The 20,952-nt window shown below is 67.1% G+C and carries 19 protein-coding genes; 13 read left to right on the top strand and 6 right to left on the bottom strand.

Annotated features, from left to right (window positions below):
- Positions 1–21: 21 nt before the first annotated feature.
- The 3 genes from gyrB to dnaA all read right to left on the bottom strand — a co-directional run bounded on the left by gyrB (position 22) and on the right by dnaA (position 5,557).
- Positions 22–2,472: a DNA topoisomerase (ATP-hydrolyzing) subunit B gene (gene gyrB, locus EV675_RS04990; protein ID WP_130357912.1), complete on the bottom strand. Its 2,451-nt coding sequence runs from the start codon at positions 2,470–2,472 to the stop codon at positions 22–24.
- A gap of 219 nt (positions 2,473–2,691) precedes the next feature.
- Positions 2,692–3,798: a DNA polymerase III subunit beta gene (dnaN, locus tag EV675_RS04985; RefSeq protein ID WP_130356276.1), complete on the bottom strand. Its 1,107-nt coding sequence runs from the start codon at positions 3,796–3,798 to the stop codon at positions 2,692–2,694.
- Positions 3,799–4,039: 241 nt separating this feature from the next.
- On the bottom strand, positions 4,040–5,557 hold the full coding sequence (gene dnaA / locus EV675_RS04980; RefSeq protein ID WP_130356275.1) for a chromosomal replication initiator protein DnaA: 1,518 nt from the start codon (positions 5,555–5,557) through the stop codon (positions 4,040–4,042).
- A 371-nt stretch (positions 5,558–5,928) separates the two neighbouring features.
- On the opposite strand from dnaA, the gene rpmH reads away from it, so the two are divergent.
- From rpmH to EV675_RS04950, 6 genes are all read left to right on the top strand, one after another.
- Positions 5,929–6,063 (top strand): 50S ribosomal protein L34, encoded by a 135-nt coding sequence (gene rpmH / locus EV675_RS04975; protein WP_006578231.1) that lies wholly within the window; start codon positions 5,929–5,931, stop codon positions 6,061–6,063.
- 46 nt (positions 6,064–6,109) lie between these two features.
- Positions 6,110–6,478 (top strand): ribonuclease P protein component, encoded by a 369-nt coding sequence (locus tag EV675_RS04970; protein WP_130356274.1) that lies wholly within the window; start codon positions 6,110–6,112, stop codon positions 6,476–6,478.
- Between the two features lie 43 nt (positions 6,479–6,521).
- On the top strand, positions 6,522–6,824 hold the full coding sequence (gene yidD, locus EV675_RS04965) for a membrane protein insertion efficiency factor YidD (RefSeq protein WP_242621336.1): 303 nt from the start codon (positions 6,522–6,524) through the stop codon (positions 6,822–6,824).
- A 165-nt stretch (positions 6,825–6,989) separates the two neighbouring features.
- On the top strand, positions 6,990–8,648 hold the full coding sequence (gene yidC / locus EV675_RS04960; RefSeq protein WP_130356273.1) for a membrane protein insertase YidC: 1,659 nt from the start codon (positions 6,990–6,992) through the stop codon (positions 8,646–8,648).
- A gap of 255 nt (positions 8,649–8,903) precedes the next feature.
- Positions 8,904–10,274, top strand: a complete 1,371-nt coding sequence (gene mnmE / locus EV675_RS04955) for a tRNA uridine-5-carboxymethylaminomethyl(34) synthesis GTPase MnmE (RefSeq protein WP_130357910.1) — start codon at positions 8,904–8,906, stop codon at positions 10,272–10,274.
- A 26-nt stretch (positions 10,275–10,300) separates the two neighbouring features.
- Positions 10,301–10,780 carry a YaiI/YqxD family protein gene (locus EV675_RS04950; protein ID WP_130357909.1) on the top strand — a complete coding sequence of 160 codons (480 nt, stop codon included), beginning with the start codon at positions 10,301–10,303 and terminating at the stop codon, positions 10,778–10,780.
- Between the two features lie 29 nt (positions 10,781–10,809).
- Here EV675_RS04950 and EV675_RS04945 read toward each other — a convergent pair whose 3' ends face one another.
- Positions 10,810–12,030, bottom strand: coding sequence for an MFS transporter (locus EV675_RS04945; RefSeq protein ID WP_165404435.1), 1,221 nt, complete (start codon positions 12,028–12,030; stop codon positions 10,810–10,812).
- Positions 12,031–12,185: 155 nt separating this feature from the next.
- On the opposite strand from EV675_RS04945, the gene EV675_RS04940 reads away from it, so the two are divergent.
- The 3 genes from EV675_RS04940 (at position 12,186) to EV675_RS04930 (ending at position 15,115) form a co-directional block, all read left to right on the top strand.
- Complete coding sequence (locus EV675_RS04940) at positions 12,186–12,764, top strand: HD-GYP domain-containing protein (protein WP_130356271.1); 579 nt, start codon at positions 12,186–12,188, stop codon at positions 12,762–12,764.
- Positions 12,765–12,860: 96 nt separating this feature from the next.
- Entirely contained in the window at positions 12,861–14,192 is a 1,332-nt protein-coding gene (locus EV675_RS04935) for an NTP/NDP exchange transporter (RefSeq protein WP_130356270.1), read from the top strand.
- On the top strand, positions 14,189–15,115 hold the full coding sequence (locus EV675_RS04930; protein ID WP_130356269.1) for an aldo/keto reductase: 927 nt from the start codon (positions 14,189–14,191) through the stop codon (positions 15,113–15,115). Before EV675_RS04935 ends, EV675_RS04930 begins: the two co-directional genes overlap by 4 nt.
- Positions 15,116–15,125: 10 nt before the next feature.
- On the opposite strand, the gene EV675_RS04925 is transcribed toward EV675_RS04930, so the two are convergent.
- On the bottom strand, positions 15,126–15,761 hold the full coding sequence (locus EV675_RS04925; protein ID WP_130356268.1) for a helix-turn-helix domain-containing protein: 636 nt from the start codon (positions 15,759–15,761) through the stop codon (positions 15,126–15,128).
- 152 nt (positions 15,762–15,913) lie between these two features.
- On the opposite strand from EV675_RS04925, the gene EV675_RS04920 reads away from it, so the two are divergent.
- Genes EV675_RS04920 through EV675_RS04910 form a run of 3 tightly spaced genes read left to right on the top strand, consistent with a single transcriptional unit; the run spans position 15,914 to position 18,853 of the window.
- Positions 15,914–16,885: a tripartite tricarboxylate transporter substrate binding protein gene (locus EV675_RS04920; RefSeq protein WP_130356267.1), complete on the top strand. Its 972-nt coding sequence runs from the start codon at positions 15,914–15,916 to the stop codon at positions 16,883–16,885.
- 32 nt (positions 16,886–16,917) lie between these two features.
- On the top strand, positions 16,918–17,697 hold the full coding sequence (locus tag EV675_RS04915) for an aldolase (RefSeq protein WP_242621335.1): 780 nt from the start codon (positions 16,918–16,920) through the stop codon (positions 17,695–17,697).
- Positions 17,698–17,716: 19 nt separating this feature from the next.
- On the top strand, positions 17,717–18,853 hold the full coding sequence (locus EV675_RS04910) for a winged helix-turn-helix domain-containing protein (protein ID WP_130356266.1): 1,137 nt from the start codon (positions 17,717–17,719) through the stop codon (positions 18,851–18,853).
- A 25-nt stretch (positions 18,854–18,878) separates the two neighbouring features.
- Here the strand turns inward: EV675_RS04910 and EV675_RS04905 are convergent, their stop codons facing one another.
- Positions 18,879–19,841 (bottom strand): Bug family tripartite tricarboxylate transporter substrate binding protein, encoded by a 963-nt coding sequence (locus tag EV675_RS04905; protein ID WP_130356265.1) that lies wholly within the window; start codon positions 19,839–19,841, stop codon positions 18,879–18,881.
- A gap of 178 nt (positions 19,842–20,019) precedes the next feature.
- Between EV675_RS04905 and EV675_RS04900 the strand changes: the two genes are divergently transcribed.
- A complete protein-coding gene (locus EV675_RS04900) occupies positions 20,020–20,859 on the top strand; it encodes an IclR family transcriptional regulator (RefSeq protein WP_161568027.1) in 840 nt (279 codons plus the stop codon).
- Positions 20,860–20,952: the final 93 nt, after the last annotated feature.

The raw sequence follows: 20,952 nt of genomic DNA, 5'->3' as shown, positions 1-20,952 counted from the left end.
TTCAAACGGCCCGCTCCGACCTCAAACGTCGATATTCCCCGCCATCAACGCATGCGTCTCGATGAACGCCCGCCGCGGCTCGACGTGGTCGCCCATCAGCGTCGTGAAGATCTCGTCCGCCGAAATCGCGTCTTCGATCTGCACCCGCAGCAGGCGGCGCACGGTGGGATCCATGGTGGTTTCCCACAGCTGTCCGGGGTTCATCTCGCCCAGGCCCTTGTAGCGCTGCTTGGACAGCGAGCGTTCGGCTTCGGCGCGCATCCATTGCATGGCTTCGCGGAAGTCGGCCACCGGCAGTTCCTTGCGCTTGTCGCCTTCGCCGCGCTCGATCCTGGCGCCCGGGCCGATCAGGCCCTGGAAGGTCTGGGCGGCGTTGCGCAGCACGCTGTAGTCCGGACCTTCGACGAAATGCTGGTCGATCACGCTGACGCGGATGTTGCCGTGATGGTTGCGATGGATTTCCAGCTTGGGCTGCTGGGTTTCCTCGTCCACCGAGACCTTGACCTGCACCACGCCAGGCATGGACGGGTCTTCCAGTTCGGCCTGCAGGCGCTGGCGCGACAGCTCGGCCTGGTCCACGGAAGACAGATCCGCCTCGAAGCCGCGCACGATGGCCGACAGCGTGGCAAGGTCGACGAAACGCGACAGGCGCTCGATCACGGCGTCGACCAGGTTGTACTGGCGCGCCAGTTCCTTCAGCGCATCGCCGGTGATGGGCTGGGCGTCGGCCGACGGGATCAGGCGGGCATCCTTGAGTGACAGTTCCAGCATGAAGGCAGCCTCTTCGGCGTCGTCCTTCAGGTAGCGTTCGTCGCGGCCGACCTTGACCTTGTACAGCGGCGGCTGGGCGATGTAGACGTAGCCGTGCTCGATCAGTTGCGGCATCTGGCGATAGAACAGCGTCAGCAGCAGCGTGCGGATGTGCGCGCCGTCCACGTCCGCGTCGGTCATGATGATGATGCGGTGGTAGCGCAGCTTGTCGATGTTGAAGTCGGGACCGATGCTGGTGCCCAGCGCCGTGATCAGTGTGGTGATCTGCTCGCTGCTGATCAGCTTGTCGAAACGCGCCTTCTCGACGTTCAGCACCTTGCCGCGCAGCGGCAGGATGGCCTGGAACTTGCGATCGCGGCCCTGCTTGGCCGAGCCGCCGGCGGAGTCGCCCTCGACGATGTAGATCTCGGACTTGGACGGATCCTTTTCCTGGCAGTCGGCCAGCTTGCCGGGCAGCCCGGCGCCTTCCAGCACCCCCTTGCGGCGCGTCATCTCGCGCGCCTTGCGCGCGGCCTCGCGGGCACGGGCGGCCTCGACGATCTTGCCGCACAGGGCCTTGGCGTCGATGGGGTTCTCGAGCAGCCAGCTCTCCAGGCTGCGCGCCACGGCGTCTTCCACGGCGGGACGCACTTCGCTGGAGACCAGCTTGTCCTTGGTCTGGCTGCTGAACTTGGGCTCGGGCACCTTCACCGACAGCACGCAGGTCAGGCCCTCGCGCATGTCGTCGCCGGTGGTCTCGACCTTGGCCTTCTTGGCCAGTTCGTTCTCGTCGATGTACTTGTTGATGATGCGCGTCATCGCCGCGCGCAGGCCGGTCAGGTGGGTGCCGCCGTCGCGCTGCGGGATGTTGTTGGTGAAGCACAGCACGCTTTCGGTGTAGCTGTCGTTCCACTGCATGGCCACTTCCACGCCCACCGGCACGCCGCCGGCCGACGAGTCGGTGGCCACCGCGAAGACGTTGGGATGCAGCACGGTCTTGGCGCGGTTGATGTACTCGACGAAGCCCTTGACGCCGCCGCTGAAGGCGAAGTCCTCTTCCTTGCCCTGGCGCTCGTCCACCAGCTTGATGCGCACGCCGTTGTTCAGGAACGAGAGCTCGCGCAGCCGCTTGGACAGGATCTCATAGTGGTATTCGATGTTGGCGAAGATCTGCGAGTCCGCCAGGTACTGCACCCGGGTGCCGCGCTTGTCGGTCTTGCCGGTGACTTTCAGCGGCTCGACGCGCTCGCCGCGGCGGAACTCCATCTGGTGCAGCTCGCCGTTGCGCCGGATGCTGAGACGGAGCCATTCGGACAGCGCGTTCACGCAGGACACGCCCACGCCGTGCAGGCCGCCCGAGACCTTGTACGAGTTCTGGTCGAACTTGCCGCCCGCGTGCAGTTCGGTCATCACGATTTCCGCGGCGCTGCGCTGGAATTCGTCGTCCTTGTGCACGGCGGTCGGAATGCCCCGGCCGTTGTCGGACACCGAGATGGAGTTGTCGGCATGGATCGTGACGACGATCTCGTCGCAATAGCCGGCCAGCGCTTCGTCGATGGCGTTGTCCACGACCTCGAACACCATGTGGTGCAGGCCTGTCCCATCGGACGTATCGCCGATGTACATGCCCGGCCGCTTGCGCACGGCCTCCAGCCCCTTGAGCATCTTGATGGAGTCGGCGCCGTAGCTGTCCGACGAACCGGACGCCGGGCCTGCGGCCATCGCATTGCCAGCAAGAGTGCTATCGATCTCGCCCGTATCGGGCGCGGTATTCTGTTCGGTCATGAGTATGCAACCATCCACACTGCGCGGGCACGACTTCCGCCCTGCAGGAAAAAACTAAAAAAGAACAATCCACCCCAGACCCAGGATGCGGTGGATCCGGCTCCGCCGGTCCACCCGCATCGCCCCTGGGGGCGCGCGTAAGCGCGTAGGGGGGGTCTAGATCCGCATAGGCATCACGACATACTTGAAGTCCGCATCCTCGGGCAGCGTGATCAGCGCCGACGAATTGGCGTCGCCCACGCTCCACTGCACCGTCTCGGCCTTCAGGTTGCCCAGCACGTCCAGCAGGTAGCTGACGTTGAAGCCGATGTCCAGCGGTTCGAAGCCGAAGTCGATCTCGAGTTCTTCCTGGGCCTCTTCCTGTTCCGCGTTGCTGGCGGAAATCTTCAGCACATGATCGGCCATCTGCATCCGTACACCCTTGAACTTGTCGGTGGTCAGGATGGCGGCGCGCTGCAGGCTGCGCTGCAGGGCTTCGCGGGCGATCGGGAAATGCTTGGTGTAGCCGTTCGGGATCACGCGCTGGTAGTCGGGGAACTTGCCCTCGACCAGCTTGGAGATCAGCTCGACGTCGCCAAAGCGGAAACGGATCTGGTTGGCCGCCACCGAGATCTCGATGGGCTCTTCGCTGTCTTCCAGCAGGCGCAGCAGTTCCAGCACCGTCTTGCGCGGCACGATCACTTCCTGCTTGGGCGCATCGGCATCGATGGCAACCGCGCAATAGGCCAGGCGGTGGCCGTCGGTGGCGACGCAGCGCACGTTGCTGCCGTCCAGGACCAGCAGCATCCCGTTCAGGTAGTAGCGGATGTCCTGCTGCGCCATCGCGAAATGCACCATGTTCATCAGGTGCTTGAACGACTTCTGCGTCATGGTCAGCGAGGCGTTCCACGAGGCCGGCTGGGCCACGGTGGGGAACTCCTCGGCCGCCAGGGTCTGCAGCGCGAAGCGGCTCTTGCCGGACTGGACCGACAGCTTCTTGTTGGCCAGCGACAAGGACACGTCGCCGGTGTCGGGCAAGGCGCGCAGGATGTCGAGCAGCTTGCGGGCCGCCACCGTGGTGGACTCAGACGCATCACCCACGCCGAAATCGGCATGGGTGGTGATCTGAACCTCGATATCGGTAGACACGAACGACACGCGGCTGCCTTCCTTGCGCAACAGGATGTTGGCCAGGATGGGCAGGGTGTGCCGCCGTTCCACGATGCCTGAAACGGTCGCGAGGGGCTTCAGCAATGCATCGCGTGAGGCTTTGACCAATTGCATATCCAATCCTTCTTTGGGTTGGTAGTTAATAGGACCCTGTGAACAACTGGAATTTCTTCAAAAAACTATTATAAATCAAGAACTTGTCCAGTTTTTAGCGAGTGGGGAACTGGCCTGGAGGATAGCGCACAACCATGAACAACCTTCGATCGAAAAAAGCGGCGTCGGGTTGTCCAGAAATGCTCCACGGTTTTTCCACAGTCAAACTCACAGGGTCCCGGATGGGGTTCGTCGCGGTTCGTCATCCTTTCAGGGTTTGTTCGAGCACGTGCAGCGAATGGTTCAGTTCCGCCTGCTTGGCCCGGGATTCCGATATCTTGCGTACCGCGTGCAGCACCGTGGTGTGGTCGCGGCCGCCGAAAAGCTCGCCGATCTCGGGCAGGCTCTTCTGGGTGAGTTCCTTCGCCAGGTACATCGCGATCTGCCGCGGCAGGGCGATGTTGGCGGGCCGCCGCTTCGAATACATGTCGGCGACCTTGATCTTGTAGAAGTCCGCCACCGTCTTCTGGATGTTCTCGACGGTGATCTGGCCGTTGGACACGGACAGCAGGTCCTTCAGGGCGTCCTTGCAGACGTCCACGGTAATGGCCCGGCCGTGGAACTTGGCGTAGGCCAGGACCTTGCGCAGCGCGCCTTCCAGCTCGCGCACGTTGCTGCGCAGGTGCTTGGCGATGAAGAAGGCCACTTCCTCGGGCAGGTGCACGCCCTCGGTTTCCGCTTTCTTCAGCAGGATCGCGACCCGCATTTCCAGTTCGGGCGGCTCGATGGCGCAGGTCAGGCCCGAGTCGAAGCGCGAGATGAGCCGGTCGTCGATGCCGGACAATTCCTTCGGATAGGTGTCGCTGGTGATAATGATCTGCTTGCGCAGCGCCACCAGGGCCTCGAAGGCGTAGAAGAATTCTTCCTGCGTGCGGTTCTTGCCCGAGAAGAACTGGATGTCGTCGATCAGCAGCAGGTCCAGCGAATGGTAGTAGCGCTTGAAATCGTCGAAGGCCTTGCGCTGGTAGGACTTGACCACGTCGGACACGAACTGCTCGGCATGGATGTACCGGACCCGCGCGGCGGCGTTCTCGGCCATCATGGAATTGCCGATGGCATGGATCAGGTGGGTCTTGCCCAGCCCCACTCCGCCATACAGGAACAACGGGTTGTACGAGGTGCCGGGGTTCTCGGCCACCTGCAGCGCGGCGGCGCGGGCCAACTGGTTGGCCTTGCCGGTGACGAAATTCTCGAAGGTCAGTTCGACGTTCAGGCGCGACCGTTCGTAGATGCCCGTGGCTTCGCTGGCCTCGGCCTTGGGCGCTGCGCGCTGCACCGGGCGGGGCGCTTCGCTGGCCCGCTGGGCCGCGCGGGCGGCCGCGGAATTGACGGCGGCGACCGGGTCGCCGGGAAAGCCCAACGGTGCCTGCGGAGCCGGGCGCGGCGCGGCATGGCCATTGCCGGCATGGCCGTTGCCGTTGGCGGCCATGGGGGCGGGGCTGGGCGCGGGCGGCCGCAGCGGGGCCACCATGCGCGGGGTATCCAGTTCGAACTTGACTTGCACGGGGCGCTGGAACCATTGCGCCGCCAGAGATTCGATACGGCCGGAGAAATTGCTGCGCACCCAGTCGAGCTTGAAACGATTGGGCGCCGCGACCCGCAGCACCGCCTCGGCTTCATCGAAGGCGAGCGGGACGAGGGGACGTATCCAGGCGCTGTACTGCTGAGGAGTGAGTTCCTGCTCTAGCGTCTGGGCGCAGGTTTGCCAAAAATCTTCCATGAATCTCGCTAATAGGATCGGTGCGCCCACGCAGGACAGGGGGCGCGAAGGATGTTCTAGTGGCCGATCCCGAAACCCCCAATTCTACTCCTCCGGGCGGAAGTTATCCACAGGCGTCCCCGGACGCTCCCGGCGGCGGCGCGCCTAACTGATTGACAACATTGGATTTATTTGACACCATGGAGGGCTTTCCGAATTTCACGAAGAGATTCGGGCTGAATCCAAGACCCTGGGTTGGCAGTCTTTCCAAGGATGCATGCTGGGCCTTTGCGCGCGCTTAACTCTTTAAGCTTCGCCGGGCCGCGCGCAGGCCGGGACTGCGCAAGCTTCCGGGGCGGCTTTCATACCCATACCGGAACTCAGGAACTGTCATGAAACGTACTTACCAACCTTCCGTCACCCGTCGCAAGCGTACCCACGGTTTCCGCGTGCGCATGAAGACCCGTGGCGGTCGCGCCGTCATCAACGCCCGCCGCGCCAAGGGCCGCAAGCGCCTGGCCGTCTGACGGCAATGCCGGCCGTCATCCAGGCCGGCCACGCAGCGTTACAGCATTGAATCCGCGCGCGTCGTTTCCCGGCACCGCGCGGTTGCGCAGCCCGGCGGAGTTCGCCCCTGCGCTGAAAGGGCGCCGCCTTGCAAGAGGGGCGCTTTTTGTTTTGAGCATGGCGCCGTCCGCCCAGCCCAGGCTGGGCCTGGTCGTGGGCAAGCGCTACGCCCCCCTGTCGGTCAGCCGCGCCGCGCTGAAACGCGTCGCGCGCGAAGCCTTCCGGCTGCGGCGCGCGGAACTGCCGGCCGGCGATTATGTCTTCAGATTGCACGCCCGCATCCCTTCGTGCTCGCTGACCGAACTCAAGCGCCAGGCCAGGCAGGAAATCGACGCCCACCTGGCCCGGGCAGCGAAGGCGAACCGCCCCGGCTAGACCGGACGGCCGAAGCGGGCTTTTCCCGCAACAGGGGCCCATCGTGACGGAAACCCATAGCAACGCGCTGCCAACCGGCTCGACGCTCCCGCGTCGCGTGCTGATATGGCCCATCCGTTTCTACCGGTATTTCCTGAGCCCCTGGATCGGCCAGTCCTGCCGCTTCACCCCCACCTGCTCCGCCTACACCATCGAAGCCATCGACCGCCACGGCCCCGTCCATGGCACCTATCTGGGCCTGCGCCGCATCTGCCGCTGCCACCCCTACGCCCAAGGAGGTCTGGACCCCGTTCCTCCGACAGGACACGGTAAAAGCCGGTCGACCGGCACAGAACCTCAACAATGACCCCCGATACTCTCCCCGCCATCCCGCGCGCCCGACCCAGGATGCGGTGGATCCGGCTCCGCCGGTCCACCCGCATCGCCCCCTGGGGGGCGCGCGTAAGCGCGTAGGGGGGGGCCTTGCTACACTAGCGGACTTTGCCGCGACGACGATTGGAACTATCCGTCCATGGACATGCAACGCACCATCCTCTGGATGATCTTCTCGCTATCCCTGCTTTTCCTGTGGGATGGCTGGCAGAAGTACAACGGACATCCCTCGATGTTCGGCTCCACCCCCGCCAAGACGGCGACCGCGCAGGCTCCGCAGGCCCAGCCCGACCAGGCCGGCGTGCCGTCCGCGGCGCCAGCGGCCACGCCCGCGGCCGGCACCGACGCCGTTCCTGGTAGCGCGCCGCAGGCCCAGCAGGCCGCCCCCGCCGAAAAGATCGTCGTCACCACCGACGTGCTGCGCCTGACCTTCGACACCGTGGGCGCGCAGATCGTCAAGGCCGAGCTGCTCAAACACGCCGACATCGAAGACCGCGAGCATCCCACCGTGCTGCTGGACGATTCCGCGCAGCGCGTCTACCTCGCGCAAAGCGGCGTGGTCGGCGCGGCCAACGGCGCGTCGTTCCCGACGCACCGCACGCCCTTCCACGTCACCACCCCGGCGCGCGAACTAACCGGCGACAAGCTGGAGATCTCGTTCGAGGCCGAAAGCGGCGGCGTCAAGCTGATCAAGACCTACACGCTGCACAAGGGCCAGTACGCCATCGACGTGCGCCACAACCTGGCCAACGTCGGCGCCGAGCCCGTCTCGCCCTCGCTGTACTTCCAGCTGACCCGCGACGGCAACAAGCCGCCCGGCGAAAGCCATTTCTACAGCACCTTCACCGGCCCGGCCATCTATACCGCCGAGCACAAGTTCCAGAAGGTCACCTTCTCGGACATCGAGAAGGGCAAGGCATCGTTCAACAAGTCGGCCAACGACGGCTGGCTGGGCATGATCCAGCACTACTTCGCCGTGGCCTGGGTGCCGCCCGAAGGCGTGGCGCGCACCTACGACATGTCCAAGGTCGGCAACAACCTGTACGCCGTCCGCGCCATCGAGCCCGTCGGCACGCTGGCTCCCGGTACCGGCAATACCGTCGACGCCAAGCTGTGGATCGGCCCGCAGGACCAGTCCGCCATGGCCGCCGTGGCCCAGGGCCTGGACCTGGTGGTGGACTACGGCTGGCTGACCATCATCGCCAAGCCGTTGTTCCTGCTGATGACCTGGCTGCACAAGCTGCTGGGCAACTGGGGCTGGACCATCGTCGCGCTGACCGTGATCATCAAGGCGGTGTTCTTCCCGCTGTCGGCCGCCGGCTACAAGTCCATGGCGCGGATGAAGAAGGTCGCCCCGCGCATGCAGGCGCTGAAAGAGAAGTTCGGCGACGACCGCCAGAAGCTCAACATGGCGATGATGGAGCTGTACCGCACCGAGAAGATCAACCCCGTGGGCGGCTGCCTGCCGATGATCGTCCAGGTGCCGGTGTTCATCGCGCTGTACTGGGTGCTGCTGGCCAGCGTGGAAATGCGCAGCGCGCCCTGGATCCTGTGGGTGCACGACCTGGCCTCGCCCGATCCCTGGTTCATCCTGCCGGCCCTGATGATGGCCACCATGTTCCTGCAGATGAAGCTCAACCCCACGCCGCCCGATCCCGTGCAGGCCAAGGTCATGATGATCATGCCCCTGGTGTTCGGCGGCATGATGTTCTTCTTCCCCGCGGGCCTGGTGCTGTACTGGGTGGTGAACAACTGCCTGTCGATCGCGCAGCAGTGGTTCATCACAAAAAGACAGTAACCCCCCTACGCGCTGACGCGCGCCCCCCAAGGGGCGGCACCAGCGGACCGGAGGGGAAGCCCACCCCCAAGCGGCCTTAGGCCGCTCCCCCTCAAGGGGGCGGCACTGGCGGACCGGCAAAGCCGGATCCGCGGTGCCCTGGGTCGAATGGCTGGCAGTAGGGCCGTTTCGGGTAGCCGGAGCGGCCTTTTGTTTTACAGTGCGGGGACGGGTTGCCCTGATGCGCTTCGCCGCCTTTTCCGAACTTCGCCCATGATTTCCGACCAGGATCCGATTGCCGCCATCGCCACCGCCGCCGGACGCGGCGGGATCGGTGTCGTGCGCGTGTCGGCGCGCCAGCCGCTCGATGGGCTGATGCAGGCGCTGCTGGGCCGCGCGCTGGCGCCGCGCCATGCGCACTACCTGCCTTTCCGCGACGCCGACGGCGCGATCGTCGACGAAGGCATCGCGCTGTCCTTTCCCGCTCCGCATTCCTACACCGGCGAACACGTGCTGGAATTGCAAGGCCACGGCGGGCCGGTGGTGCTGCGGCGCCTGCTGGCGCGGTGCCTGCAGGCGGGCACGGAGATGGGCATGCGGCTGGCCGAGCCCGGTGAATTCACCCGTCGCGCCTTCCTGAACGACCGCATGGACCTGGCCCAGGCCGAGGCCGTGGCCGACCTGATCGACGCGTCGTCGGAAGCCGCCGCCCGCAGCGCGGCGGCCTCGATGACGGGCGTGTTCTCGGCCGAGGTCAATGGCCTGGCCGACCGTATCGTGCACCTGCGCATGCTGGTCGAGGCCACGCTGGACTTCCCCGAGGAAGAAATCGAGTTCCTGGAGAAATACCAGGCGCGCGAGACCCTGGCCGCCATCCAGGCCGACCTGGCCCGGCTGCTGTCGCAGGCGCGCCAGGGCGCCATCCTGCGCGAAGGACTGCACGTCGTGCTGGCCGGCCAGCCCAACGTCGGCAAATCCAGCCTGCTCAACGCCCTGGCCGGCTTCGACGCTGCCATCGTCACCCCCATCGCCGGCACCACGCGCGACAAGGTCGTGCAGCAGATCGACATCGACGGCGTGCCCCTGCACATCGTCGATACCGCCGGACTGCGCGAGACCGAGGACACCGTCGAGCGCATCGGCATCGAACGCACCTGGGCCGAGATCGGCAAGGCCGACGTCATCGTGCACCTGCTCGACGCCACGCGCCCGGGCCCTGAACTCGACGCCGCCATCACCTCGCGGCTGCCGCCCCGCACCCCGGTGCTGGAAGTGGTGAACAAAATGGACCTGGTCGAGGCCGGTCAGGTCGGACAGGCCCAGGCCGCCGGCGCGAAACGGCTGCCCGTGTCGGCCAGGACCGGGCAGGGGCTGGACGGGTTGAAGCGCGAACTGCTGGCGATCGCGGGGTGGAATCCCTCGGCGGAGTCCCCCTATCTGGCGCGCGAGCGCCATATCCATGCGCTGCTGACGACGGCGAATCATCTGGAACTGGCGGCCGGGCATGCGGCGCAAAGCGATCGCGTGCTGGACCTGTTCGCCGAGGAATTGCGGTTGGCGCACGAGGCGTTGACCTCGATTACCGGGGAGTTCAGCAGCGATGACCTGCTGGGGGTGATTTTTTCGCGGTTCTGTATCGGGAAATAGGCCAAATGACCGCTTCCTTGCCTCCCCTGCGCATCTGGGTCGACGCCGACGCCTGCCCCGCCGTCGTCAAGGACATCCTGTTCCGCGCCGCCGACCGCTGCACCGTCCAGGTCACCCTGGTCGCCAACCAGATGCTGCGCACGCCACCCTCGCGCTGGGTGAACTCGGTGCAGGTGCCGCGCGGCTTCGACGTGGCCGACGCCTATATCGCCGAGCAGGCGGTGGCGGGCGATCTCGTGATCACGGGCGACATTCCGCTGGCGGCCGAGGTGCTGAAGAAGGGCGCGGCGGTCCTGAACCCGCGCGGCGAGCGCTACACCGAGGCGACCATAGGCGAACGCCTGGCCATGCGGGACATGCTGGAGGAATTGCGGACGAGCGGCGTGGCGACTGGCGGCCCGGCGGCGTTCGGCCAGGCGGATCGGCGGGCGTTCGGCAATGCGTTGGACCGGTTCCTGCAAGGCGCCCTGGCAGGCCGGCCTCGCGTCATGCCAGATCTACCGTAGCCTCTTCCTGGACGGTGGCATCGCGCCGACTACGCCACCGCTCGCCGCATCCACCTGACCTGCAACACGACCAGCGTCCCCAACAGCGCCAGGTTCGCCACATTGGACAGCACGCCGGTCAGGAACGCCGGATCGTACGAGGCGTACTGGTCGTACAGGTACCCCGCCAGCCATCCGCCCACCGCCATGCCGCAACCGCTCATCAGCATCAGCGAGGGCACGCGCCAGTAGGCTTCCCTGGCGGGGAAAGCCTCGCGCACGGCCAGGACGTAGGCCGGGATCAGGGCGCTGAAGCCCAGCCCGAAGGCGATCGAGACGGTGAAGAGCCCGAACTGTTCGGTCACGTGCAGGTAGCCCGAGACGGCGGCGGCCTGCATCACGGAGCTGATCAGCGCCGTGCGCAGCCCGCCGATGCGGTCGGCGACCAGGCCCCAGGCCTGCCGGCTGATGAAGGCCGCGGCCAGCAGGACCGAAAGCATGGCCGCGCCCACGGCGGCCGGCAGGCCGCGATCGGAGCACAGCGCGACGAGGTGGCTTTGCGGCATGGCCATGGGAATGCAACAGAGGAAGGCCGCGCCGGCCAACATGACGAAGGCCGTATTGGGGCGCAGGCCGAACACGGTGGGCCGCTCGCCGCCCTTGTGCTCGGCAGTGCGGACCGAGGTGTCGGCGGCGGGCCGCAGGAAGCGCGACGCCAGCATCAGCACGACGGCTGCCTCGAGCACGCCGTAGCCCATCATGGTGGCGCGCCAGCCCCAGGTGCTGATGGTGTGTTCGAACACCAGCGGCCAGACGACGCCGGCGATGTAGCTTCCGCTGGACAGCAGGGCCAGCGCGGAACCGCGCCGGCGTTCGAACCACTGGCTGACGTAGACGTACAGCGGCGCGTTCAGGCCGCCCATGCCGAGGAATCCGATGAACACGCCATGGCCGATATACAGCAGCCAGGGCTCGCCCAGGGTGGAGATGAACAGCCCCAGGCAGACCGACACGGAGCCGGCCATGACCGTCCAGCGCACGCCGAAGCGATGCGCGAGCCGGCCCATCATCACGCCGCCCACCGCGGACCCGAGCCAGGCCAGCGAGCCGCCCAGCGCGGGCACGGACCGGGCGCCGCCCATTTCACCGGCGATCGCCTTGAGCCCGACCGTGGAGATCAGCGGCGCGCCGAAGGTCATGCCCAGGCAGCAGAGCGCGGCGGTAGCGATGATCCAGGACGCCCTGGAGTCGACCAGTGGAGGGGAAGCCATATCGTCAGACACCCATGCTCGGCCCCGCGCATCAGGCGCGAGGACGGCGGCCTGCCGGAAGGCCTTCGATGGACTTCCGTCGTCCGCCGGGCGCCAGGGTACCATGCAAGCACCGGGCAGTAGAATTCGCAGGTTTTTTCTCCAGCACTACATCGATGTCCGACGCCATTCCCGAACACCCCACCCTCGATCCCCTCTTCGTCGCGCTGAGCGAGCGCTGCGTGGAAACCCACGAGCATTGCGACCGCGTGGGCCAGCTGGCCTGGATGCTGGGCACCGCCTGCGGCCTGCCGGCGAACGAACTCGAACTGCTGGCCGCGGCGGCGCGCTTCCACGACATCGGCAAGATCGGCATTCCCGACGCCGTCCTGCACAAGCCGGGGCGCCTGGATGCCGACGAGCGCGACCTGATGATGACCCATTCCGAACGCGGCGAGCGCATCTTCGCCGCCGTTCCCTGCGACCAGGCGAGCGCCGTCGCCACGGCCATCCGCCATCACCACGAATGGTTCGACGGCGCGGGCTATCCCGACGGCCTGCACGGCGAGCAGATCCCGCTGCTGTCGCGCATCGTGAGCCTGGCCGACAGCTATGACGCGATGGCCTCGACGCGGCCCTACCAGCGGCCGCGCACGCACGAGGACATCATGCGGATCATGCGGGAGGAACGAGGACGCAAGAGCGATCCCCGGCTGTACGATCTGTTCGAGCAGCTGACGGAACAGCGAGCCTAGTCCGCACCGGCAAGAGGGTGGCGGCCGAAATCGGCAAAAACCCGATATGCTTGTCCGGACCGGCGCGGGGCCGGCCACCACGAAGCGGAACCGCTCATGAAGCTCGATCTTCCAAAGCTGTTCAACGTCCGCCGCGACGAGATCCTGCCCGTTGCGCTGGCCGTGGGATTCTTCTTCTGCGTACTGACCGCGCTGATGATGCTGCGTCCCGCCCGCGAGGCGCTGGGCATGCGCGGCGGGCTGGACACCGTGCGCTGGCTGTTCGTCGGCACCGCCGTGGTCACGCTGCTGGTCAATCCGGTGTTCGGCATGCTGGTCAGCCGGTTCCGGCGCATGCAGTTCATCGGCGCGACCTATCTGTTCTTCGCCGCCAGCCTGGCGGGCTTCTACCTGTTGCTCGCCTGGGCGCCCGAGGCCGTGGGCACGGCCAGCGGACAGGTCTTCTACGTCTGGTTCAGCGTGTTCAACCTGTTCTCGACCATGGTGTTCTGGGCGCTCATGGCCGACCGCTTTACGCTGGAGCAGGGCAAGCGCTTCTTCGGCCTGATCTCGGTAGGCGGCACGCTGGGCGCCATCTGCGGACCATGGCTGGCATCGGTGCTGGCGCGGCCCGTGGGCACGGCGGGCCTGCTGCTGGTGTCCTCGGGCTTCCTGCTGCTGGCGCTGGCGCTGGGCTGGGGCATCGCGCGCCGGCCATCCGCCGCGGATCCCGCCGCGCGCGCGGCCCACGATGCGGAGCGCATCGGCGGCGGCGCCTGGGACGGCATCAGGGCGCTGGCGCGGTCGCGCTACCTGGCCGGCATCGCGGCCTACGTGGTCATCCTGGCGGTGATGGCGACCTTCCTGTACTTCACGCGGCTGCAGATGGTGGCCGCGCAGGGGCACGAACTGGACGGCCGCACCGCGCTGTTCGCGCGCATCGACATGCTGACCCAGATCGCCACGCTGGCGATCCAGCTCGTGCTGGCCGGACACCTGATGAAGCGGCTGGGCGTGGCCGTCACGCTGGCGCTGCTGCCGCTGACCACCGCGCTGGGCTTCGTCGGCCTGGCCCTGGTGGGATCACTGGCGGCGCTGATCGCCTTCGAGGCCGCGTTCCGCGCGGTGCAGCGGGCCATCATGCGGCCCGCCCGCGAAACGCTGTTCACCGTGCTCGACCGCGAGGACAAGTACAAGGCCAAGGCCTTCATCGACACCTTCGTCTATCGCTTCGGCGACGTGGCCGGCGCGCAGCTCGAAGGCGCGCTGGGCCGGCTGGCGATGGGGCTGTACGCGATCGCCGGCGTGGCGGTACCGCTGGCCTTCGTCTGGGTCGGCCTGGCGTTGTGGCTGGGCCGCACCCAGCGGCGCATGGCGTCGGCCGCTCCCGGCATGGAGCCGGCGGCTGCCACCGTCTTTCCCGTCTTGCAGAAAAGGACCGAACCATGATCTCTCGCCGCGCATCGCTGAAACTCGCACTGGCCGCCACCGCCGCGCCCGCGTGGTCCTGGGCGGCCGAAACCTCCTCGCCCGTCATCACCCGGCCCATCCCTCGCTCGGGCGAACGACTGCCCGTGGTCGGGCTGGGCAGCTCGGCCACCTTTTCGACCACCGCGGCGGGTGACGAGAAACAGCGGCTGCGCGAAGTCTTCGCCGCCATGATCGAACAGGGCGGCACGGTGTTCGACACCGCCCCGGCCTACGGCGCCTCGGAAGAAGTGGCCGGGCAGATCGTGCGCGAGAACGGCATGGCCGGCAAGCTATTCTGGGCCACCAAGCTGAACGTGGCCCAGGGCGGACGGGCCGATCCGGAGCGGGCGCGGGCGCAGGTCGAGGCCTCGTTCCGGCGGGTCGGCAAACCGGTGATCGACCTGATCCAGGTCCACAACATGGGCGACGTCGCCACGCAGTTCGGCCTGCTCAAGGAACTGCGCGGCCAGAAACGCATCCGCTATGCCGGCGTCACCACGACCTTCCCCCGGCAGTACGACATGCTGGAGCAGGCCATGCGGGACGAACCGCTGGACTTCATCGGCGTGGACTACGCCATCGACAACCGCACGATGGAAGCACGCATCCTGCCGCTGGCGGCCGACCGCGGCATCGCGGTGCTGGCCTACGCGCCGTTCGGCCGCACGAGGCTGTGGGACAAGGTACGCGGCCACGACGTGCCGCCATGGGCGGCCGAGATCGGCATACGGTCGTGGGCGCAGTTCTTCCTGAAGTTCGTCATCGCCCATCCCGCGGTCACCTGCGCCACGCCGGCCACCAGCCGCGCCTCCAACGCCCTCGACAACCTGGGCGCGGCACGCGGCGAACTGCCCGACCGCGCGTTGCGCGAGCGCATGGCCGCGCACATCGAAAAGCTGTAGCGGCGGGCGCCTATTCCCGCCGGGACGGATCGCTGACGACCACCAGCGCCTGCGCGGGCGTCTTGCCTATCGACCGGGAACGGTGCGGAATCGACGCATTGAAATAGACCGAGTCGCCCGCTTCCATCAGGACGCGGCGATCGGCGAACACGATCTCCATCTTGCCCGAGATCAGGAAGATCAGCTCTTCGCCCGCATGGCTGACCAGATCCTGCGTATCGTCCACGGCATGCGGAGGACACATGATGAACGGCACCATGGCCTTGTTCTGCCGTGACGCGGCGATGGCTTCGTACGTGTAGCCGTCGCGTTCGTTCGATCGGCTGAACGGCACCCGGTCGGCCGCCTTGACCACGACCACGTCGCCGCCGTCGTGATGGTCGCCGATCAGCCTGTCGGTCTCGACGCCCAGCGCGCGCGCGAGCCGGAGCAGCGTGCCGATGGTGGGCGAGGACAGGCCTCGCTCCAGCTTGGACAGATAGCTCTTGGTGGTTTCCGCCCGGATCGCGAGCTGCTCCAGGGTGAGCCCGTTCAATTTGCGCAGCGCCGCCAGCCGTGCGCCCAGCCGGCGCGGATCGCCCGGCTGCGCGTCGTCGGCCGCTCCGGCGCCCGGGCTGCGTGCGGTTCTGGATGGGGAAGACGGCATGAAAGCGGCGTTCTGTCGCGTAAAGATGACGTTTTCATTGTAGGGGAAGGCCTCGAGAAAAACCCGCACCGCGCTAGCCGCATCTTGCGCTCAGGAAACTTGAGTGTCATTATAGACACTCAAGTTTCCAGCAAATTTTGCAAGGAGCAGCCATGGATACGCATCGCCTTCACCGGGTCCTGGTCGGCCTGGCCGCCTTTTGCTGTGCCGCGGCGGCGGGCGCGGCTTCCTATCCCGCCAAGCCCGTCACGCTGGTCGTGCCGTTCGGCGCCGGCGGCATCACCGATCTGGTTGCGCGGGCAACGGGCAAGGCCCTCGCGCAGCAGCTCGGGCAACCCGTCATCATCGAGAACAAGCCCGGCGCCGGCGGCAACATCGCGGCCGAGTACCTCAGGCATGCGCAGCCGGACGGCTACACGCTGATGTTCACCACCATGGGTGTCGTGGCCGTCAACCCGCACACCATGAAGGTGCCGTTCGACAGCTTCCGGGACTTCACCTACGTGTCTTCCGTCGCCTCCACGCCCCACGTCATCGCGGTCAATCCGTCCGTGCCCGCCAGGACCCTGGCGGACCTCGTCGCCCTGGCGCGCGAGAAGCCGGAAAGCCTGAGCTTCGGCACGGCCGGCGTGGGCAGTTCGCCCTACCAGGGGATGAAGATCATGGAAGGCTCGACCCGCGTCACCTTCCTGCACGTGCCGTTCAAGAGCGGCGCGGAATCCGTGACCAGCGTGGTGGGCAATCAGGTGAACCTGACCTTCGAGGCGACCCCGGTGGTGATGCCCTTCGTCAAGTCCGGTAAGCTGCGGGCGCTGGCGCTGGCCAATGCCGAGCGCATCCCCGGCGCGCCGGATCTGCCGTCCACCGCCGAGCTGGGCTATCCGGACCTGGTTTCCGGCTCGATCTCGGGCGTGATCGGGCCGGCCGCCCTGCCCAGGGACATCGTCGACACCCTGAATCAGGCGATCCAGCGGGCGCTGAGGGACGACCAGCTCAAGGCCCTGCTGGCCGGACAGGGCACCGCCACCGCCAGCTCGACGCCGGATGAATTCCGCAAGGCCGTCGCGGCGGAATACGACCGCTGGGCGCAGATCATGAAAACGGCGACGCTGGTCAAGAACTGAGCGTATCCGCCATACAGCAAGAGGAACCCGCAATGGCAATGAACACCATGCAGCTCGGCAAGACCGAGATCGTCCAGTCGGCGCTCGACGACATGGAAACCCACCTGCGCACCCAGCAGCTCCCCATCCGCGAAGCCGTGGCGCAGACCTGCCGCATCCTGTTCGCGTTCGGCCACGACTCCGGCCTGTCGGGCCAGATCACCGCGCGGGCCGAGCGCGAGGGCACGTACTGGACGCAGCGCCTGGGGCTGGGCTTCGACGAGATCAAGCCCGACAACCTGCTGCTGGTCGACGAGGACCTGAACGTGCTGGAAGGGGGCGGCATGCCCAACCCGGCGAACCGCTTCCACTCCTGGCTGTACCGGACACGGCCCGACATCCGGTGTATCGTTCACTCCCACGCCCCGCACGTCTCGGCGCTGGCCATGCTGGAAGTGCCGCTGGCGGTATCGCACATGGATACCTGCGTGCTGTACGACCAGTGCGCGTTCCTGAAGAAGTGGCCCGGCATTCCGGTGGGCAACGAGGAAGGCGAGATCATCTCGGCCGCGCTGGGCGACAAGAAGGCGGTCCTGCTCGCCCACCATGGCCTGGTCGTGACCGGCGCCACGGTCGAGGAAGCCTGCGTGCTGGGCGTCATGTTCGAACGCGCGGCGCGCCTGCAACTGCTGGCCATGGCCGCGGGCGAGATCCAGCCCATACAGCCCGAACTCGGAGAGGAAGCCCAGAGATGGACCAGTACGGCGCGCCGCCACGAAGCGACCTTTGCCTACTATGCCCGGCGGGCGGACCGGATCCTGCATCCGTTCTGACAACGCGGGGGGCCTGAGCATGGCCCCTGTTTCCTTCGAATTGCCCGCCGCGCGGGCCCGCGCGATCTGGCTGCGCGCGCAGCGGCTGGATACGCCCGCGCCCTTCGGCGCGGGCCCCGGGGCGGTGGGCCGCGCCATCGAACATCTGGGCTACGTGCAGATCGACACCATCAACGTGATCGAACGCTGCCACCATCACATCCTGTATTCCCGCATTCCCGGCTATCGCCGCGCCGACCTCGAGCAGGCGCAGTCGGCGGACAAGAGCGTGTTCGAATACTGGACCCATGCGCTGGCCTACGTGCCCACGGCCGACTACCGCCAGTTCGTCGCCGCCATGGACGCGCGCCGCGCCCGGCCCGGCCCCTGGATCTCCGGCGTGGAGGAGGCCGACTACGCGGCGCTGCTGCGGCGCATCCGCGACGAAGGCGCCCTGTCCATCCGCGACATCGACGAAGCCCTGGTCGAGAAGACCCACCCCTGGGGCAGCCGCAAGCCCTCCAAGCGCGCGCTGCGGCTGGGGTTCTTCGTGGGCGACCTGACGGTCAGCAAGCGCACGGGCATGCTCAAGACCTACGACCTGTCCAGGCGCCACTTCGGCTGGGCGCGCCGCCCCCGGCCGGTGGCCGAGGCGAAATACGCCGAATACCTGTTGCGGCGCGCGCTGCGCTCGCAAGGCGTGGTCGGGCTGGATTCGATCTGCTATGGCGATGCCGCCGCCAAGCCCGCGGTGCGCGCGCTGATCGAATCCCGGGTGAAGAAAAAGGGACTGGTGCCCGTGCACATCGCCGGGCAGGCCAAGACCCAGCACTGGATCGAACCAGCCGCGCTGGACGCGCCGGCGTCACCCGCCACCGCCACGCACATCCTGTCGCCGTTCGATCCCCTGGTCATCCAGCGCAAGCGGCTGCACGCCTTTTTCGGCTACGAACATCGCTTCGAGGCCTACGTGCCGCCCGAGAAGCGCGTGCTGGGATATTTCGCGCTGCCGGTACTGGTGGGCGACCAGGTCGTGGCCGCGCTGGACCTGAAGATGGATCGCCAGGCTGGCCGCCTGCTGATACAGAAATGGACCTGGATCGCCGCCAGGCGGCCGGCGTGGAAGACGGCCATCGACGAGGCGCTGCACGGGTTCGAGGGCTTCCAGCGGGGGTGACGGACAGGCGGGGCGCCCGCCGCCGTCACTGCGCCAGCTTCACCTGCCCGCTTTCTATCATCGCGCCATAGCGCTTGGATGCTTCCTGCACCACGTTGCGGAAGTACGCGGGCGTGCTGCCCACCGGCTCGTAGCCCATGGAAGCGAAGGCAGCCCGCACGGACGGCGACTGGATGGTCTTGACCAGGGCGGCGTTCAACCGCTCCAGCACCGCCGGGGGTATGCCCGCCGGGGCGATGAAGCCCACCCAGCCGTCGGTGGTGAAATCCATGCCCGCCTCCTTGAAGGTGGGCACGTCGGGATAGGCCTCGACCCGCTTCTTGGCCGCGACCGCCAGCGCGCGCACCTTCCCCGTGTCAACGAAGGTCTTGGCACCCTGGCCGGCCAGCATGTAGTCGATCTGCCCGCCCGCCAGGTCGGCCAACGCGCCGCTTTCCCCCTTGTAGGGCACGTGCACGGTCTGGATGCCGGCCAGATTGGCGAAATAGACGTTGTTGAAGTGGAAGCTGGTGCCGGCGCCCGGCGTGCCGTAGTTCAACTGACCCGGCCGGCTCTTGGCCAGGGCGATGAACTCCTTCAGGCCGCCCGACGGCAGGACCTTCTTGCTGGCGACCAGCACCATGAAGGTGTCGACGGCGATGGTGATGGGGGCGAACTCTTTCAGCGGCTCGATGCCATAGCCGGGATCGGTCAGCGGCAGGGTCACCATGGTGGCCGGCACGGCCAGTCCTATGGTGTAGCCATCCTTGGGCGCCCTCCGCAGTTGGTCCATGCCTATCTTGCCGCCTGCGCCGGGCTTGTTCTCGACCACCACCGGCTGGCCGAGTTCGCGCGCGGCGCCTTCGGCGACGGCCCGCGCCACGGCGTCGGTCAGCCCGCCCGGCGCATAGGGCACGACGATGGTGATCGGCCGGGTGGGCCAGTCCGCCCTTGCCGGGCCGGCGGCGGCCAGGGCAAGCGCGGCCACGAGCATGGCTGTGCGTATCATTTGTGCGTCTCCTTCCTTCGCGTCCGGCTTCGTTGCCGGCTTCGCGTCCATGGACCGGGATTCTTGGTGACGAGGCGGCCGGTTGACGACAGCTACCCGGTGCCGTTCCGGCATGCGGATCTGGCATGATTCCATGCGCGGACCGGGCACGGTTGCGCGTTGTGTAGCCGGAGCCTTCATGGCCATCATTCCCGATATGCGGACATCCTCTCCCGGCAAGACCCGACAGGCCGGCGCCGACGGCAGGCGCGGCGACTTCATGACCTCGCTGGCCAAGGGGCTCGAAATCCTGGCCGCCTTCGAGGTCGGCCACCCTCTGGGCAATCAGGAACTGGTGGCCATCACCGGCCTGCCCAAGACCACGGTCTCGCGCATTACCGGCACGCTGGCGTCGCTGGGCTACCTGCGCCTGGACGAGCAGAGCCGCAAATATTCCATGGGTGCCCGGGTACTGGGGCTGGGCGCCAGCGTACAACGCCACATCGGTCTGCTGCGCACGGCCCGTCCCCACATGCAGCGCCTGGCGGACGAACTGGACATCGCGGTGATCCTGGGCGCGCGCGACCGCACGGGCCTGGTCTTCCTGGAAGTGATCCATCCGCCGCGCAATGCGCTGACGATCAATACCGACTCCGGCTCGGTGGTCCCCATCGAGCGCACGTCCATCGGGCTGGCCTATCTGGTGGCCGCCCCCGTGCCCGAGCGCGTGCACATGCTGCAGGCGCTGCGCGACGCGCATCCCGACGACTGGGAAGACATACGCGGCGTGGTCGAGCGGGCCCACAAGGATTACCGCGAGCGCGGCTTCGTGGTGTCCCAGCGCGGCCGGGGCGGACTGATCAGCGGCGTGGGCGTGCCGATGGTGCTGGGCCAGAGCGGCGTTTTCTCCTTCGCCTGCGTGGGCCCTTCCATCCAGTTGTCCGAAGTGCGCCTGGTCCAGGTGCTGGGGCCGCGCCTGGTGGAAACGGTGGCAGTCATCGGCCAGGCCATGCGCGCGGCGGGGCCCGAGCGCGGGTAGGCCGAGCCGCCCGATCCGGATTGCGGAACGCGCCCGCCGCGGGCGTTTCCCCCGTCCCCGCCGCTGCCTAGAGTTCGAAGCGTACCGATTTCC

The organism is Pigmentiphaga kullae (genome assembly GCF_004216695.1).
Lineage (GTDB): Bacteria > Pseudomonadota > Gammaproteobacteria > Burkholderiales > Burkholderiaceae_B > Pigmentiphaga > Pigmentiphaga kullae.
The sequence above is the reverse complement of the archived record's forward strand: the minus strand, read 5'-3'. Positions and strand labels throughout refer to the sequence as shown.

What these genes read in the sequence shown, in the direction of transcription:
- dnaN (WP_130356276.1), bottom strand. Translation starts at nt 3,798, where the DNA reads ATGCAATTGGTCAAAGCCTCACGCGATGCATTGCTGAAGCCCCTCGCG.
- EV675_RS04930 (WP_130356269.1), top strand. Translation starts at nt 14,189, where the DNA reads ATGATCTCTCGCCGCGCATCGCTGAAACTCGCACTGGCCGCCACCGCC.
- EV675_RS04900 (WP_161568027.1), top strand. Translation starts at nt 20,020, where the DNA reads ATGGCCATCATTCCCGATATGCGGACATCCTCTCCCGGCAAGACCCGA.
- EV675_RS04915 (WP_242621335.1), top strand. Translation starts at nt 16,918, where the DNA reads ATGGCAATGAACACCATGCAGCTCGGCAAGACCGAGATCGTCCAGTCG.
- EV675_RS04910 (WP_130356266.1), top strand. Translation starts at nt 17,717, where the DNA reads ATGGCCCCTGTTTCCTTCGAATTGCCCGCCGCGCGGGCCCGCGCGATC.
- EV675_RS04945 (WP_165404435.1), bottom strand. Translation starts at nt 12,030, where the DNA reads ATGGCTTCCCCTCCACTGGTCGACTCCAGGGCGTCCTGGATCATCGCT.
- gyrB (WP_130357912.1), bottom strand. Translation starts at nt 2,472, where the DNA reads ATGGCCGCAGGCCCGGCGTCCGGTTCGTCGGACAGCTACGGCGCCGAC.
- EV675_RS04905 (WP_130356265.1), bottom strand. Translation starts at nt 19,841, where the DNA reads ATGATACGCACAGCCATGCTCGTGGCCGCGCTTGCCCTGGCCGCCGCC.
- dnaA (WP_130356275.1), bottom strand. Translation starts at nt 5,557, where the DNA reads ATGGAAGATTTTTGGCAAACCTGCGCCCAGACGCTAGAGCAGGAACTC.
- EV675_RS04920 (WP_130356267.1), top strand. Translation starts at nt 15,914, where the DNA reads ATGGATACGCATCGCCTTCACCGGGTCCTGGTCGGCCTGGCCGCCTTT.
- EV675_RS04925 (WP_130356268.1), bottom strand. Translation starts at nt 15,761, where the DNA reads ATGCCGTCTTCCCCATCCAGAACCGCACGCAGCCCGGGCGCCGGAGCG.
- yidC (WP_130356273.1), top strand. Translation starts at nt 6,990, where the DNA reads ATGGACATGCAACGCACCATCCTCTGGATGATCTTCTCGCTATCCCTG.
- EV675_RS04940 (WP_130356271.1), top strand. Translation starts at nt 12,186, where the DNA reads ATGTCCGACGCCATTCCCGAACACCCCACCCTCGATCCCCTCTTCGTC.
- EV675_RS04935 (WP_130356270.1), top strand. Translation starts at nt 12,861, where the DNA reads ATGAAGCTCGATCTTCCAAAGCTGTTCAACGTCCGCCGCGACGAGATC.
- rpmH (WP_006578231.1), top strand. Translation starts at nt 5,929, where the DNA reads ATGAAACGTACTTACCAACCTTCCGTCACCCGTCGCAAGCGTACCCAC.